The organism is Gordonia sp. BP-119 (genome assembly GCF_016924115.1).
GTDB lineage: Bacteria > Actinomycetota > Actinomycetes > Mycobacteriales > Mycobacteriaceae > Gordonia > Gordonia hongkongensis.
Window position 1 is genome coordinate 98,898 of sequence record NZ_JAFFZF010000012.1, and the last position, 13,677, is coordinate 112,574.

At 68.5% G+C, this 13,677-nt stretch carries 11 protein-coding genes; 5 read left to right on the plus strand and 6 right to left on the minus strand.

Going from position 1 to position 13,677, the window contains the following annotated elements; translation table 11 throughout:
- Positions 1-70 precede the first annotated feature (70 nt).
- Complete coding sequence (locus JW364_RS09805) at positions 71-748, plus strand: TetR/AcrR family transcriptional regulator (RefSeq protein ID WP_205333538.1); 678 nt, start codon at positions 71-73, stop codon at positions 746-748.
- Between the two features lie 12 nt (positions 749-760).
- On the opposite strand, the gene JW364_RS09810 is transcribed toward JW364_RS09805, so the two are convergent.
- Complete coding sequence (locus tag JW364_RS09810) at positions 761-1,846, minus strand: NADH:flavin oxidoreductase/NADH oxidase (RefSeq protein ID WP_205333539.1); 1,086 nt, start codon at positions 1,844-1,846, stop codon at positions 761-763.
- 59 nt (positions 1,847-1,905) lie between these two features.
- Here JW364_RS09810 and JW364_RS09815 point away from each other — a divergent pair, with 59 nt between their 5' ends.
- A complete protein-coding gene (locus JW364_RS09815; protein WP_205333540.1) occupies positions 1,906-2,694 on the plus strand; it encodes an enoyl-CoA hydratase in 789 nt (262 codons plus the stop codon).
- 61 nt (positions 2,695-2,755) lie between these two features.
- Here JW364_RS09815 and JW364_RS09820 read toward each other — a convergent pair whose 3' ends face one another.
- The 4 genes from JW364_RS09820 to JW364_RS09835 all read right to left on the minus strand — a co-directional run bounded on the left by JW364_RS09820 (position 2,756) and on the right by JW364_RS09835 (position 9,035).
- On the minus strand, positions 2,756-3,907 hold the full coding sequence (locus tag JW364_RS09820) for an acyl-CoA dehydrogenase family protein (RefSeq protein ID WP_205333541.1): 1,152 nt from the start codon (positions 3,905-3,907) through the stop codon (positions 2,756-2,758).
- A gap of 20 nt (positions 3,908-3,927) precedes the next feature.
- A complete protein-coding gene (locus tag JW364_RS09825) occupies positions 3,928-5,160 on the minus strand; it encodes an acyl-CoA dehydrogenase family protein (protein ID WP_159371200.1) in 1,233 nt (410 codons plus the stop codon).
- A gap of 90 nt (positions 5,161-5,250) precedes the next feature.
- Complete coding sequence (locus JW364_RS09830) at positions 5,251-6,492, minus strand: AI-2E family transporter (RefSeq protein ID WP_205333542.1); 1,242 nt, start codon at positions 6,490-6,492, stop codon at positions 5,251-5,253.
- 143 nt (positions 6,493-6,635) lie between these two features.
- Positions 6,636-9,035 carry an acetyl-CoA acetyltransferase gene (locus JW364_RS09835; RefSeq protein WP_374100808.1) on the minus strand — a complete coding sequence of 800 codons (2,400 nt, stop codon included), beginning with the start codon at positions 9,033-9,035 and terminating at the stop codon, positions 6,636-6,638.
- A gap of 175 nt (positions 9,036-9,210) precedes the next feature.
- Between JW364_RS09835 and JW364_RS09840 the strand changes: the two genes are divergently transcribed.
- The 3 genes from JW364_RS09840 (at position 9,211) to JW364_RS09850 (ending at position 13,499) form a co-directional block, all read left to right on the plus strand.
- On the plus strand, positions 9,211-10,452 hold the full coding sequence (locus JW364_RS09840) for an acyl-CoA dehydrogenase family protein (protein WP_205333544.1): 1,242 nt from the start codon (positions 9,211-9,213) through the stop codon (positions 10,450-10,452).
- Between the two features lie 26 nt (positions 10,453-10,478).
- On the plus strand, positions 10,479-11,774 hold the full coding sequence (locus tag JW364_RS09845) for a WS/DGAT domain-containing protein (RefSeq protein WP_205333545.1): 1,296 nt from the start codon (positions 10,479-10,481) through the stop codon (positions 11,772-11,774).
- A 342-nt stretch (positions 11,775-12,116) separates the two neighbouring features.
- On the plus strand, positions 12,117-13,499 hold the full coding sequence (locus tag JW364_RS09850; protein ID WP_249356495.1) for an IS1380 family transposase: 1,383 nt from the start codon (positions 12,117-12,119) through the stop codon (positions 13,497-13,499).
- Here the strand turns inward: JW364_RS09850 and JW364_RS09855 are convergent.
- A partial coding sequence (locus tag JW364_RS09855) for an IS3 family transposase (protein WP_205333546.1) occupies positions 13,496-13,677 on the minus strand: 182 nt, incomplete at its 5' end. The two genes, JW364_RS09850 and JW364_RS09855, sit on opposite strands and share 4 nt — an antisense overlap.

Genomic DNA, 13,677 nt, shown 5'->3' on the forward strand with positions numbered 1-13,677 from the left:
CTCGCCGCAGCGGTGGTACGTGCACGTACCACCCGACGGTACGCTCACGTACCGGTCGAGACAAGGGCCTATGCTCGAAGGCGTGACTGGATCGGGCCCGCTCGCTTCGCTCCCGGCGCCTGCGACATCGGGCCCGCTCGCTTCGCTCCCGGCGCCCTGGCTGACCTCGTCGGCGGGCGCATCGAGCCGGGACCGGCTGCTCGCGGCGATGCTCGAGTGCATCGTCGAAGCGGGTTACCGCGACACCACGGTCGCCGACATCGTGCGGGTCGCGCGGACCTCGAGGCGGTCGTTCTACCAAGAGTTCGCCGACAAGCAGTCATGCTTTTTCGCGCTGCTGACGGTGACCAACGAGTTCATGATCGCCGAGATCGCGCGGCGCGTGGATGCGGAAGCCTCCATCGAAGAGCAGGTGCGACAAGCGGTGTCGTCATATGTTGCAGCGAGCGAGCGGTATCCGGGTCTGACGCTGAGCTGGATCCGCGAGTTGCCCGCGCTCGGCAGCGCCGCCCAGGCGGTCAAGGACGAGGCCCTGGAAGCGTGGATCGAACTCTTCGTCGGCCTCACCTCGACCCCGACGATGGCCGCGGCGGGGGTGGTGCCGATGGACCGTCAGCGCGCGATCTTCCTGTGGGGTGGCTTCCGGGAGCTGACCGCCGGTGCCGTCGAGTCCGGCGCCCCGCTCGCATCGATCATCGAGCCGGCGACCGCGGCGTCCCTCGCGCTGGTGTTGCCGCGGCCGGTGTGAGGCAGACCGGGCTCAGTGCCACGAACCGCGTTGGTACTGCGGCGGATACGGCGCCTCGCGCTTGTCGATGCCCAGCTCGTGTGCGGCGCGCAGCGGCCACGACGGCTCCCGCAGCGCGACGCGTCCGAAGAAGACGGCGGTGATGTCGTCGTCGCCGGCGACCTTCTCGGCCTGATCGGGTTCGGTGATGAGGCCGACGGCGGCGGTGGGCACACCCGACTGGCGGTGGATCGACCGGGCGAGGTCGACCTGGTAGCCGGGTCCGACGGGGATGTCGGCGAGGACGTTGCCACCCGAGGAGACGTCCACGAGGTCGACACCGCGGCCGGCGAGGAGGGCGGCGAGACGGGCGGAGTCGTCCACATCCCACCCACCCTCGGTCCATTCGGTGCCGGACACCCGGATGAACAGCGGCTTCGACGACGGCCACACCGCGCGGACCGCGTCCACGACCTCGAGGGTCAGCCGGGTACGTCCCTCGAAGTCGCCACCGTAGGCGTCGGTGCGCCGGTTCGAGAACGGGGAGAGGAACTGATGCAGCAGGTAGCCGTGCGCCGCGTGGATCTCGACGACGTCGAACCCGGCGTCGTCGGCGCGACGGGCGGCCTGTGCGAACGCGTCCACGACCTCGGCGATCTGCTCGGTCGTCATGGCGGTGGGGGCGGGCAGTCCCTCGAAGGCGACGTCGGACGGGCCGAATGTCGTCCAGCCGCCGTCGTCGAGCGAAATGGCGCCGGAGCGGTCGTCGAACGGTGCGTAGGTGGAGGCCTTGCGGCCGGCGTGGGCGAGCTGGGTGCCGATGACCGAGCCCTGCGAGTGGACGAAGTCGACGATGCGTCCCCAGGCCGCGGCCTGGTCGTCGTTCCACAGACCGGCGTCGTGTGCGCTGATCCGACCTTCGGGCACCACGGCCGCCGCCTCGGTGAGGATCAGTCCGAAGCCGCCGGCAGCTCGGGAACCGAGATGCGTCAGGTGCCAGTCGGTGGGCACCCCGTCGCCGGCGAAGCAGCTGTACTGGCACATCGGGGCGAGCCAGATCCGGTTGGGGATCGCGACATCGCGGAGGGTGATCGGTTCGAAGAGCGCGGTACTGGTCACGAGGAGACACAACGATCGATCCGACGTCGTATTCCCGCGGCACTGCATAGTGTCGGGGCATGACCGAACAAATCCTGCACGAGGCGGTGTCGACGGAGATCGCCGAACCACTCGGGGTGATCACGCTGGGGGACGCGCGGCGTCGTAACCCGTTGTCCACGAGCACGATGCGCGCCATCACCGCCGCGCTTCGGGACTTCGACGACGATCCGCGCGTGCGGGTCATCGTGATCCGGGCGCTCGGACCCGCGTTCTCCGCCGGGCACGACCTCGGTGAACTCGTCGACCGGACCCTCGACGACGAGCGGGCCGTCTTCGCGACGTGCACGGAACTGATGCGGACGGTCCACGAGGTGCGCCAGCCCGTCATCGCCGAAGTCGCCGGCATGGCCTTCGCGGCGGGGTGCCAACTGGTCGCGACATGTGATCTGGCGGTGGCGGGTCGCAGCGCGCGATTCAGCACGCCGGGCGTCCGCATCGGGTTGTTCTGCTCGACTCCGATGGTCGCGCTGTCCCGCGCGATCGGACGCAAGCGCGCCATGCACATGCTGCTCACCGGCGAACCCATCGACGCCGGGACCGCCGCGGACTGGGGGCTGCTCAGCGGCGTCGTCGACGACGACGAGCTCGCGAACTCGGTGCGGGAGCTGGCTCTCCACATCGCCGGGTCGAGTGCGCGGACCGTCTCCATCGGCAAGCAGGCGTTCTACCGGCAGATCGAGCTCGACGAGTCGGCGGCGTATGACGAGATGGGTGAGACGATGGCGACCAATGCGATGACCTGCGATGCGCAGGAGGGTATGTCGGCGTTCCTGCAGAAGCGGAAGCCGGTCTGGACCGACAGCTGAGTCAGGCCCGAACGCCGAATCGCCACCTCCGGAACCGGGAGGTGGCGATTCGGCGATGCGGTCAGGCGTCGATCTGCGCGGTGGCGGTCGCGAAACGCGCGAGATGGGCGTCCGCGGTGCCGAATTCGTACTCGATCGCGGTGAGACGCTTGAAGTAGTGGCCGATTGCCAACTCCTCGGTCATCCCCATCCCGCCGTGCAACTGCACCGCGTTCTGTCCGATGAACCGGGCGGCGCGGCTGACGGTGGCCTTGGCGGCCGAGACCGCCGCCGCCCGTTCCGCCAGGGAGCCCTCGAGGGACAGGATCGCGAAATACTGTGCGGCGACCGACTGTTCGAGCTCGAGATGCATGTCGACCATGCGGTGCTGCAGCACCTGGAAGCTGCCGATCGGGACCCCGAACTGCTCGCGCTGCTTGGAGTACTCGACGGTGTCGGTGAACACCTTGCGCATCAGGCCGACGGCCTCGGAGACGACCGCGGCGGTCGCGGTGTCCCACGCCTTCTCCAGGATCTCGATGGCGTTCTCATCGGCGATGAGCGCGTCGCCGGGCAGGCGCACGTCGGTGAACGTGATGTCGGCGGCCTGGCGGTCGTCGATGGTGCGCAGCTTGTGCAGCTCGAGCCCCGTCGGCCCGCCGTCGGCGAGATCGATCAGGAACAGTGAGACGCCGGCGGGATCGTGGGGTTCGCCCGCTGTGCGGGCGCTGACGATCAGGTAGTCGGCGAGCGGCGCCGTGGTGACGACGGCCTTGGTGCCGTTGAGCACCCACTCGTCGCCGTCCCGGTCGGCGGAGGTCTCGATGCGGGAGAGGACCCCGCCCGAGCCGTCTTCGAGCGCGGCGAGTGCACTGAGCGCCTCGCCCTCGGCGATGCGACCGGCTGCCTCGAGCGCGACCGGGTTGCCGGTCGCGTGCAGCAGACCCGCACCGAGCACGACCGTGTCGACGAACGGCTCGACCACGAGGGCGTGCCCGAGCGCTTCGGTGACGACCATCAGCTCCTCGGGGCCGCCGCCGAATCCGCCGATGTCCTCCGGCAGACAGGCGCCGACGACCCCGAGGTCCTCGACGAAGGCCTTCCAGATCTTCGGCTGCCAGCCCTCGCCGACCTTCGCGGCGTCGCGGCTTACCTGGAGGTCGTACCGCGCGTCGAGGAACTTGTCGAGACCGTCGGACAGCAGTTGCTGTTCGGGTGTGAGTGTGAAGTCCATTGGTTATCTCCTGTGACCCGTCAGAGACCCAGAGCCGCTTTGGCGAGGATGTTTCGTTGAATTTCGTTGCTGCCGGCGTAGATCGAGCCCGCGCGGTCGTTGAAGTAGTGCAGCGGCGCGACGGCCTGCCACGGTTCGCCGCTGACGTAGCCGTCGGTGGGCGGGGTGTACTGGAAGATGGGTCCGCCCGGCTTGGTGGCGTGCGGCTGGAAGACCCGTCCGTGCGGTCCCGCGGCCTCCAGGCTGAGGGTCGTGATCTCCTGGCTCAGTTCGGTGCCGAGGATCTTCAGCATCGACGCGATGGAGCCGGGGTCCTTGCCCGAACTCATCGCGGCGAGCGCGCGGTACTCGAGGACCTCGAGGATCTTCGCGCGCACCTGCAGGTCGGTGAGCTTGGCCGCGAAGGCCGGATCCTCCGACAGCGGGCCGCCGTTCGGCGCCGTCACCGACGCCGCGTCCCGGCCGAGCTGCTCGGCCATGACCTGCAGCGCCGGGGCGGCCGCGCCGCCGCCACGCTCGAAGACGAGCAGGTACTTCGCGACGGTCCACCCCTCGTCGATCTTGCCGAGGACGTTCTTCTTGGGCACGCGCACGCCGTCGAAGAAGACCTGCGCCTGCACCTGCTCGCCGGACGCGAACACGAGGTTCTGCACCTCGATGCCCGGCGAGTTCATGTCGATGAGCACGAACGTGATGCCCTGCTGCTTGCGTTCCTGGCGCGAGGTCCGCACGAGGCAGAAGATCCAGTTCGCCTCGGAGGCGTGGGTGGTCCAGATCTTGGAACCGGTGACGACGAGGTCGTCGCCGTCGTCGACCGCGGCCATCGACAGCGACGCGAGGTCCGAGCCGGACTCCGGCTCGGAGTAGCCCTGGCAGAAAAAGACGCTGCCGTCGAGGATGCCCGGCAGGAAGAAGTTCTTCTGCTCGTCGGTGCCGAACGCCATGATCGCGTGCGACACCATGCGGATGCCCATCGGCGACAGCGACGGCGCGCCGGCGAGGATCGACTCACGGCTGAAGATGTAGTGCTGGGATTGCGACCAGTCGCATCCGCCGTACTGCACCGGCCACGCGGGAGCGGCCCAGCCACGCTCGTGCAGGATCGCCTGCCACTCCATCGAGGCCTCGTGGTCGGAGTAGACGCTGGTGCGCAGCGTGCCCGCCGCGCGTAGTTCGGGGGTCAGTTTCTCGTCGAGGAACGCGCGGACCTCGTCGCGAAACGCAGCGTCGTCCGGAGACCAGTTCATGTCCATGAGCGGTGCGCAACCTATCTGTAAACGGTTGTGGTCAGATTGGGGTCGAAAGGGAATCTACCCAATGATCGGCGCGGTGCGTAGCCCGCCTCACGTTTCCGGTTCCAGTGTGACGCCCGGGGCCGATCCGGGTGGCGGATCCTCACCCTTCGTGCCCGTGGTCTTCGCGGGTTCTCTCGTGTCGTCGTCGGAGGTTCCCACCTCGGCCGGGTCCGGGCTCTTCGGCTGCCCGCCCGACGACAGCAGCACGTCTGCCCAGCGGGTGGCGGGGTCGATGTCGATGAGCAAGGCCTTGGCGAGCAGGGTCAGCGGCACCGCGAGGATCGCGCCAAGCGGCCCGATCGCCCAGGCCCAGAAGAGCAGGGACAGGAAGGTCAGGGTGGTCGACAACCCGACCGCGTCGCCGACGAATTTCGGTTGGATGACCGACTGGATGATGACGTTGATCGCGCTGTAGACGACGATGACGACGATCATCTTCGTGGGCCCCCCGACGAGGAGCCCGAGCAGCGCGGGTGGGACCAGACCGATGATGAAGCCGACGTTCGGGATGTAGTTGGTGATGAACGACAGCAGGCCCCAGAGGATGGGGAGCGGGATGGACAGCAACGCGAGGGCCACGCTGTCGAGCACGGCGACGATCAGGCCGAAGACCGTCGACACCCACAGATAGCTGCGTGTCCCCTGCGAGAACGAACGGAAGGCCGATGCGATGTCGGGGCGCATCCGGTCCAGGATGTTCATCCGGTCGTCGAAGCCGACCGAGTCCGCGGCCATGAACAGCAGCAGGGCGAGGACGAGCACGAGCGCCGAGGCCACGCTGAACGTGCTGCTCAGCACGTCGGTCACGGCACCCACGACCTTGCTGGTGTCGACATGGGAGATCATGTCCTGCACCTTGTCGTGGCTGACGCCGTGGCTGGTGAGGAAGTTCTGGAAGCCGGTGACGAGGTCGTCGAACTTGTCGTCGTACTGCGGCAGGATCGATGCCAGGCGCGCGACGGAGAACACCAGCGCCGCGAACAGCCCGATGAGGATTCCGTAGACGAGGAGCACCGTCGTCACGAAGGCGGCCCACCGCGGGAAGCCCTTCTTGCGCAACCAGTTCGGGACCGGCTGGACGGCGACGGTGAGCATCAGCGCGAGAAAGACCGGCCCGACCAGCGACGCCACCGACTTGATGCCGCCGATGGCGACGACGAGGCCGGCGATCGTGAGGAGCACGATCGTGCCCCGCGGCAGTGTCCAGTCGGGGGGATCGACCCGGTACGACGGTGGTGGGGGTGTGCGTTTGGAGGACTTGGTTCCGCGTGCCTCACTGCTACCGGACATGGTGTGCCGCCTTTCTGGACACGACTGTTACGTCGAAACAGCGGCCACCCACACGCGGGAGCGCGCGGAGTGGCCGCCGTCAAGTGTTCAGCATCCGACGACCGTGCGCGCGTTTTCCGTGCGCTTTCGTCTTCGATGAGTCTCTAGTGGCCTTTCCAGTTCGGCGTCCGCTTCATCACGAACGCCATGATCCCTTCGAGGGTGTCGCCGCTGATCACGAGCGAGTCGAGCACCGAGGTGCTGGCGTGGACGGCGTCGACGGTGTCGGTGATGGCGTCGGACTGCTCCATGGTGGCGATCGACGCCCGTACCGACGTCGGAGAGGCGGCCAGGATCTCCTCGGCCACGCCGCGTGCGGTCTCGAGAACCTTTCCGGCGGGGGCGATCCGGCTCACCAGTCCGGCGGCCGCGGCTTCGGCGGCCGAGATCCGACGCCCGGTCAGGATCATGTCGCGTGCGAGCGCGGGCGGGATCATCCGCGGCAGGCGGACCAGACCACCCGCGGCGGCCGCCAAACCCACCTTCACCTCGGGCAGTCCGAACGATGCGTCCTCGTCGGCCACGACGATGTGACAGGCCATCGCGATCTCGCAGCCGCCGCCGAGCGCGAAGCCGTTGACCGCCGCGATCACCGGTTTGGGCAGGCTGCGCCGCGAGGTGAGTCCGGCGAACCCGTTCTTCGGCACCGACAGGGCGGCGGGGCCCGCGGTCGCCGCGAGATCGTTGCCCGCCGAGAATGCCTTGTCGCCCTTGCCCGTCAGGATCGCCACCCACAGGTCGGGATCGGCGAAGTAGGCCTCGAAGATCGAGTCGAGTTCGGCGTTCGCCGCGGGGTTCAACGCGTTGCGCGCATCGGGCCGGTTGATGGTCACCTCGAGCAGCCGGCCGTCGCGACGGATCTCGACGTGCTCGTAGGAGTCGCGGAACGCCGGCGCGACGACCGGATGCCGGGAGTTCATGGCCGCGGCGGTCAGGGCCACCCGATTGCCTTTGTCGAACGACCGCACGACGATCGGCGTGCCGACGGGGTCGTCGGAGGTGAGGAGGAGGTCGAAGAGTTCGTCGTCGTCGGAATCGAGATTGGCCACGAAGCGGGCGCCGAGTCCCTCCGGAACGGTCGGATCGACCAGCCGGCCGATCACCACACCGGTGCGGCGGCCGTTCTTCTGCGGGATGACCGTGTAAGTCTCGACGACCGCGGCGCCGTCGGCGTCGGCGATCGTGGGAACGGTCGGTACCGCGTCGAGCTCGGCCTGGACCGGACCGCTGGTGTCCGGGCGCCACGGTGCCGGCGTCGTCGAATAGACACCCGCGGCATGCTTGCTCAGCACACCGCCGTTGGCGACGACGAGACCGTAGTCACCCGGCGATCGCCGGACGCGGCTGACGACTTCGGCGATCGCGTGGAGCGAGTAGTTGTTGCCCGGCCCGCCGAAGAAGGGCAGGCCACCCGTCAGGGTCAGTCCGCGCGGATCGTCGGGCGACATGCCGATCCCGTCGAGGACGTTGAACACCGCGATCGGGAAGCAGCTGTAGATGTCGACCACGGAGATGTCGTCGAGCCCGATCCCGGCGACCTGCAGCGCATGCCGCACCGCCGCGGGAGCCGCAGGAGCGGAGGACAATTCGGGTCGAGCCAGGACCGGTCGTTCCACCGTCGACGAATGACCGTGCAGGAACACCCATTTCGCGGGGTCGATGCCGGCGGCCTGCGCGGCCCGCACCGACATCACGACCACGGCTGCGGCCTGGTTGACCTGATCGCGCGCCACGATGTACCGGGTGAACGGATCGGACACGATCCGGTTCTCGGGGGTGACGGTGACGAGTTCGTCGGCGGTGCGCGCCGTCGGGGCGGCCGAGTGCGGGTTGGCGGCGGCGACCTCGGTGAACGGCGCGAACAACTCACCCATCGTGGCGATGTAGGCGTCGCGGCCCAGGCCGGAGGCGTGCCGGCGGGCGTTCTCCAGCAGGGCGTACTGCGGCAACACCGACGCGAGGCCGTGCCGCATCTCGGCGACCGAGATGATGCCCTTGAGCCCGAAGCCGCGGTCCTCGAGCTGTCCACCGACCTCCTCGGCGAAGCTCGGGCGCTGGTCCTGTGACATGAGGTGGCGGACCGTCGACATCACCTCGGCGCCGAACACCACGGCCCCCTCGGAGTCGCCGGCGGCGATGGCCGCCGCGAGTTCGGTGAGCATCGTCTGCGGGGTCTGGCCGCCGGTCACGGCCTGCACGGCGCGGCGTGGGTCCACCCCGATCCGGTTGCCGACCGCGCGCGGCATGTTGTCCGGTCGGCCCAGCGGTGACGACGACAACGGGCTCGAGATCTCGAACGAGCGGATCGCGGCGATCGTGTCGATCGACCCGGCGACGTCGCCTCCGGAGTCGGCGAATGCGGCGGTCACCGCCCGGGCGGCGAGGTCGGCCTCGCCGAGCGCCTCGTATCCGGGATCGGTCAGGCGTTCCGATGCCTGGCCCACGCCGACGACGACGGGGGTGGTCGGATCGATATCAACGAGCGTTGTTGGCATACCAAACATTGACACATGGCGTGACCGGGGTCTCATCGGAGGTGGCCGACGAGCGTCGGAGCGCCAGTGTGCGGTGCACGCGCCCAGAACGTCAGCGTTGCGGTCAGCGCGGTTGCAACCGTGGTCGGCCGGTGCCGGGCCGACCAGACTGTCGCCGACCAGTCTGCGATCGAAAGGACCCCCGATGACGTCCACTGTGCCGTCCACCGAGCAAACTAACCGGCCCGCCACCGGAACGACGGACGAGCGTCTCGACGAGGTGTTCGCACCGATCTTCGCCCGGATCGCCGAAGGCGCCGTGCAGCGCGAGGACGACCGCAGGCTTGCATACGACGAGGTCTCGTGGCTACGGGAGGCGAAGTTCGGCGCGTTGCGCGTGCCGGTGGAATTCGGCGGTCATGGCGCGTCGATCCGTCAGCTGTTCCGGTTGCTCATCGAGCTGGCCGCCGCGGAGTCCAATCTCCCGCAGGCCCTGCGGGTGCACTGGTCGTTCGTCGAGGACCAGCTCGCCGCCCTCCCGGACGAGGCTGCGCAGCAGTGGTTGCGCAAGGTCGGCGAGGGGACGCTGGTCGGCAACGCGATCACCGAACCCGGCGTCGGCGCCATCGACCGGTACCAGACGCGCCTCACCCCGGATCCGGCGAGCACCGACGGCAGCGGGTTCCGGCTCGACGGCACCAAGTACTACAGCACCGGCAGCCTCTACTCCGACCACATCCTCGTCGCCGCCGACCAAGACGGTGAGCGGGTCTCGGTACTCGTCGACGCCGACGCCGACGGCGTCACCCAGCATGACGACTGGGACGGCTTCGGTCAGCGCCTGACCGCCAGCGGCACCACCGAGTTCGCGAATGTCGAGGTGCCGGCCGAGCGTGTCCTCGGCCCGGGGTACGGCGGGGAGGGGCGCACGTACGCGACGTCGTATCTGCAACTCGTGCAGCTCTCGGTGCTCGCGGGTATCGCGGCACGCGCCACCGACGACGTCGTGGAGTGGGTGCGCAACCGCACGCGCACCTTCACGCATTCGACCGCCGACCTGCCGCGCCATGATCCGTTGGTGCAGCAGGTGATCGGCCGGTTGTCGGCGGCGGCCTACACCGCGCGCACGCTGGTCCTCGACATCGCCGACGAGCTCGACGAGCTCGCGCTCGCCGGCTGGGAGGACGCCGCGCTCCTCGACCGCGTCGAATTCGATGTCGCCCGTGCCCAGGCCGCCGTCATCCCCGCCGTGCTCGACGCGACCACGCAGCTCTTCGAGGTCGGCGGCGCGTCGATCACCTCCGAGCGTCTGCGCCTGGATCGCCACTGGCGCAACGCCCGGGTGATCTCGGTGCACAACCCGCTGATCTTCAAGCTGCAGGCGGTCGGCGACCACGTGCTCAACGGCACCGACCTGCCGTACGCCTGGAGCGCCGGACAGAAGTAGCACGCCGTGCCGCTACGCTGGCGGCCATGCACCGGATGGCCGCGGCGGACGCGGTGTCGTACTGGATGTCGCAGCGCATCCCGAACGACGAGTTCCTGGTGTATTGCTTTGCCGCGCCGCGCGGTTCGATCGAGGACTGCGCGGCGCGACTCCGGCTGCGGGCGGCGCACGTCGACGATCTGTGCCTCCGGATACGAGATGTCCCGGGCACCGCCGACCGCCCGTATTGGGAATCCGTCCGGCCCGCCGACGACCAGGTCCGCGTGGACGCGTCGAGCCGCACGTGGTCGTCGTGTCTGACGGAGATCGCCGGGCTCATCGCCCAGCCGCTCGATCCCACGCGGGAGGCGTGGCGGGCGCACCTCTTCGGCCCGGTCGCCGAAGTCCCGGCAGCGACGGGTCCGGTGGTCGTCGTCGTGCTCCAGGTCTGTCACGCCCTGGGCGACGGGCGTCGGATGTCACGGATCGCGCGCGACTGGTTCACGGCTCCTGCGCCTCCACGACGACCGGTGTCCGAGGTGCGTTTACCCTTCCGCGAGTTGATGGTCGACGCCGTTACGGCGCTCGGCGGAGTGCTTCGATTCCCCGGCGAGTTCGTCACGACAGCGTGGCGAGGGGTTCGCGCGGCGCGGCTCGCCGCGGCATCCGTGCCGGGAACGGCGGGATATGCGCCGACTCGGTTGAACGTCCCGCCCGGACCGCGGCGGACCCTGCGTGTGCTGGTCGTCGAGCGTGACCAACTCAGCGGACCCGGAGTGCCGGTCACGGTCGCGGTTCTCACCGCGATCTCGGTGGCGCTCCCGGAGTATCTCGGTGACCGGGATCGACGATACGGCGTGGAGCTGACGGTCGGGCGCAGCGGAGAACGTCGAGCGCGCAACCATTTCCGCAACGCGGGGATCGATCTGCACGTCGACGTCGACGATCTGGTTGAGCGCGCACGACTCATCGGCGCCGAGATCGCCGCCGCTCGAGCAGCCGAGGCCGACCCGCTGCGGGCCGCGCAGCGTCGGGCGTCGGAGTCGACACCGGCGATCCTGACCCGATGGGGGATCCGATCCTTCGATCTCGACACCCCGCCGGCGGCAGTCACCGGCGTCACGGTGGTCTCGTCGGTGAACCGCGGGGCCGCCGATCTCGACCTGGATGGAGGCGAGATCCTCTTCACCACAGGGTTTCCCGCGCTGTCGCCGGCTCAGGGATTGACTCACGGCGTACACGGGATCGGCGACCGGGTCGCGATCTCGGTGACCACGAGCCCGGATGTCATGAACGATGTGGACCGGTACGTGGAACTGCTCGCGCGAGCGCTGGGTGGCTGACTGCGCGCCGCGGCGGCCCCTCCGCTCCACTCCCTGAGCTGAGTTGCGAGAAGCGCAGCCGCCCCCTCTGCTCCCTCATCCCAAAGAACCACGAAACCGCTGGTCTGCGATGCCCTCCCTTTGCTCCCTGAGGTGCGAGGAGCGTTAGCGACGAGCCTCGAAGGGTGGCGACGTCATCTCACCAAGACCCTTCGTGACGGCCTCCGCAAGCTCGCTCCTCAGCCTGGATATTTCAGGGGTTTGTGAGGTTTGGGGCGTGTGAATACGCGAAAGTGCCTGTCTGCCAGTGGATTATTGAATCACCACAACACAATGATCCGGGCGCAGAGAGGCACTTCGCAAGTGAAGCATAACCGCTACCCACATCTGGTTGTCGATACCGACCGCAGCGAGTCACTGACCAGCTCCACCGGCGCAGTCCTGCTCCGCGAAACCATGCGCATCGCCGGTCTCGATACCGCCCTGACCACGGCACTGCAGCCGTGGACCACCACACGCACCGTGCATGATCCGGCCAAAATGCTGATGGACCTCGCGACCGCGGTCGCTGTGGGCGGCGATTGCGTGTCGGATCTGGCGGTCGTGCGCGCCCAACCGGCCCTGTTCGGTCTCGTCGCCTCGGATCCGACGGTATCTCGCCTGATCAGCACCCTCGCCGACGACTCCACCGCAGTGGTGGCCGCCATCCGCCAGGCCCGCGCACACTGCCGAAACAACGTGTGGGCGCGACGCCGACCACTCGAAGGACAACCGGGCAGCGTCGACGGCGGCCAAGTCATCATCGATCTCGACGCCACCACCGTGACCGCGCACTCGGACAAAGAACACGCCGAAATCAACTACAAACGCCAGTACGGCCACGCCCCGATGTGCGCGTTGGTCGATCACGGCCAGTACGGCACCGGGGAACCACTCATCTGCGACCTCCGCCGCGGCGGCGCCTCACCACAAGGCGCTGACCTGCACATCTCCACGCTGACCGCCGCGCTGGCTCAGTTGCCGGCCGGTGAACGCGGCCAGGTACTCGTGCGCACCGACGCCGCGGGATGTTCTAAAAAGTTCCTGGCCCACATCACCGACGCCGGGCTGCAGTACTCGATCGGCTACATCGTCTCCGACACCATCAAAACCGCGCTCGCCCGCCTTCCCGAACAGGCCTGGCAACCCGCGGTCGACGCCAACGGTCAACCCCGGCTTGACGCCCACGTCGCCGAACTCACCACCGCGATCCCCGCCCTCGCCGACAGTGACGCACCGTGGCCGGCCGGGATGCGTGTCATCGCCCGCCGCGAATACCCCCACTCCGGCGCCCAACTCCGCCTCACCGACATCGAGGGCCGCCGCTACACCGTGTTCGCCACCAACACCCGCGGCACCGGCTGGACACTACCCACACTCGAACTGCGCCACCGTCAACGCGCCCGCGCCGAGGACCGCATCCGCAACCTCAAAGACACCGGACTGGCCAACCTCCCGTTCCAGGCGTTCGCCAAGAACCAGATCTGGCTGGAAATAGCTTGTCTGGCAACAGAACTACTCGTGTGGACCCAAACCCTGTGCTGGGACCCCCACTCACCGATCCGCCGATGGGAACCCAAACAACTACGCCTACGCATCCTCGCCGTGGCCGGCCGCATCATCCGAACCGGACGCCGCCACCTCCTACGACTTCCCCGCAACTGGCCCCACCTTGAATCGCCCCGGGTTTGCTGGAGGCTCGGTTAGTTGGTTCCAGCGTTTGCGGGGACCGGGTTCTCACGGTAGCTGGTGACGGTGTGGGTCGACCAGTAGGCGCTCTCGTACTCGACGGGTGGGACGTGTCCGATCTCGCCGTGCAGGCGGCGGTGGTTGAACCATTCGACGTACTCAGCGACGGCGATCTCGACCTCGCCCACACCTGCCC

Bases quoted from the DNA above. Each gene is read 5' to 3' on its own strand.
- JW364_RS09825 (WP_159371200.1), bottom strand. From the start codon at position 5,160: ATGGACATGAACTGGTCTCCGGACGACGCTGCGTTTCGCGACGAGGTC.
- JW364_RS09830 (WP_205333542.1), bottom strand. From the start codon at position 6,492: ATGTCCGGTAGCAGTGAGGCACGCGGAACCAAGTCCTCCAAACGCACA.
- JW364_RS09805 (WP_205333538.1), top strand. From the start codon at position 71: ATGCTCGAAGGCGTGACTGGATCGGGCCCGCTCGCTTCGCTCCCGGCG.
- JW364_RS09820 (WP_205333541.1), bottom strand. From the start codon at position 3,907: ATGGACTTCACACTCACACCCGAACAGCAACTGCTGTCCGACGGTCTC.
- JW364_RS09815 (WP_205333540.1), top strand. From the start codon at position 1,906: ATGACCGAACAAATCCTGCACGAGGCGGTGTCGACGGAGATCGCCGAA.
- JW364_RS09845 (WP_205333545.1), top strand. From the start codon at position 10,479: ATGCACCGGATGGCCGCGGCGGACGCGGTGTCGTACTGGATGTCGCAG.
- JW364_RS09835 (WP_374100808.1), bottom strand. From the start codon at position 9,035: ATGTTTGGTATGCCAACAACGCTCGTTGATATCGATCCGACCACCCCC.
- JW364_RS09840 (WP_205333544.1), top strand. From the start codon at position 9,211: ATGACGTCCACTGTGCCGTCCACCGAGCAAACTAACCGGCCCGCCACC.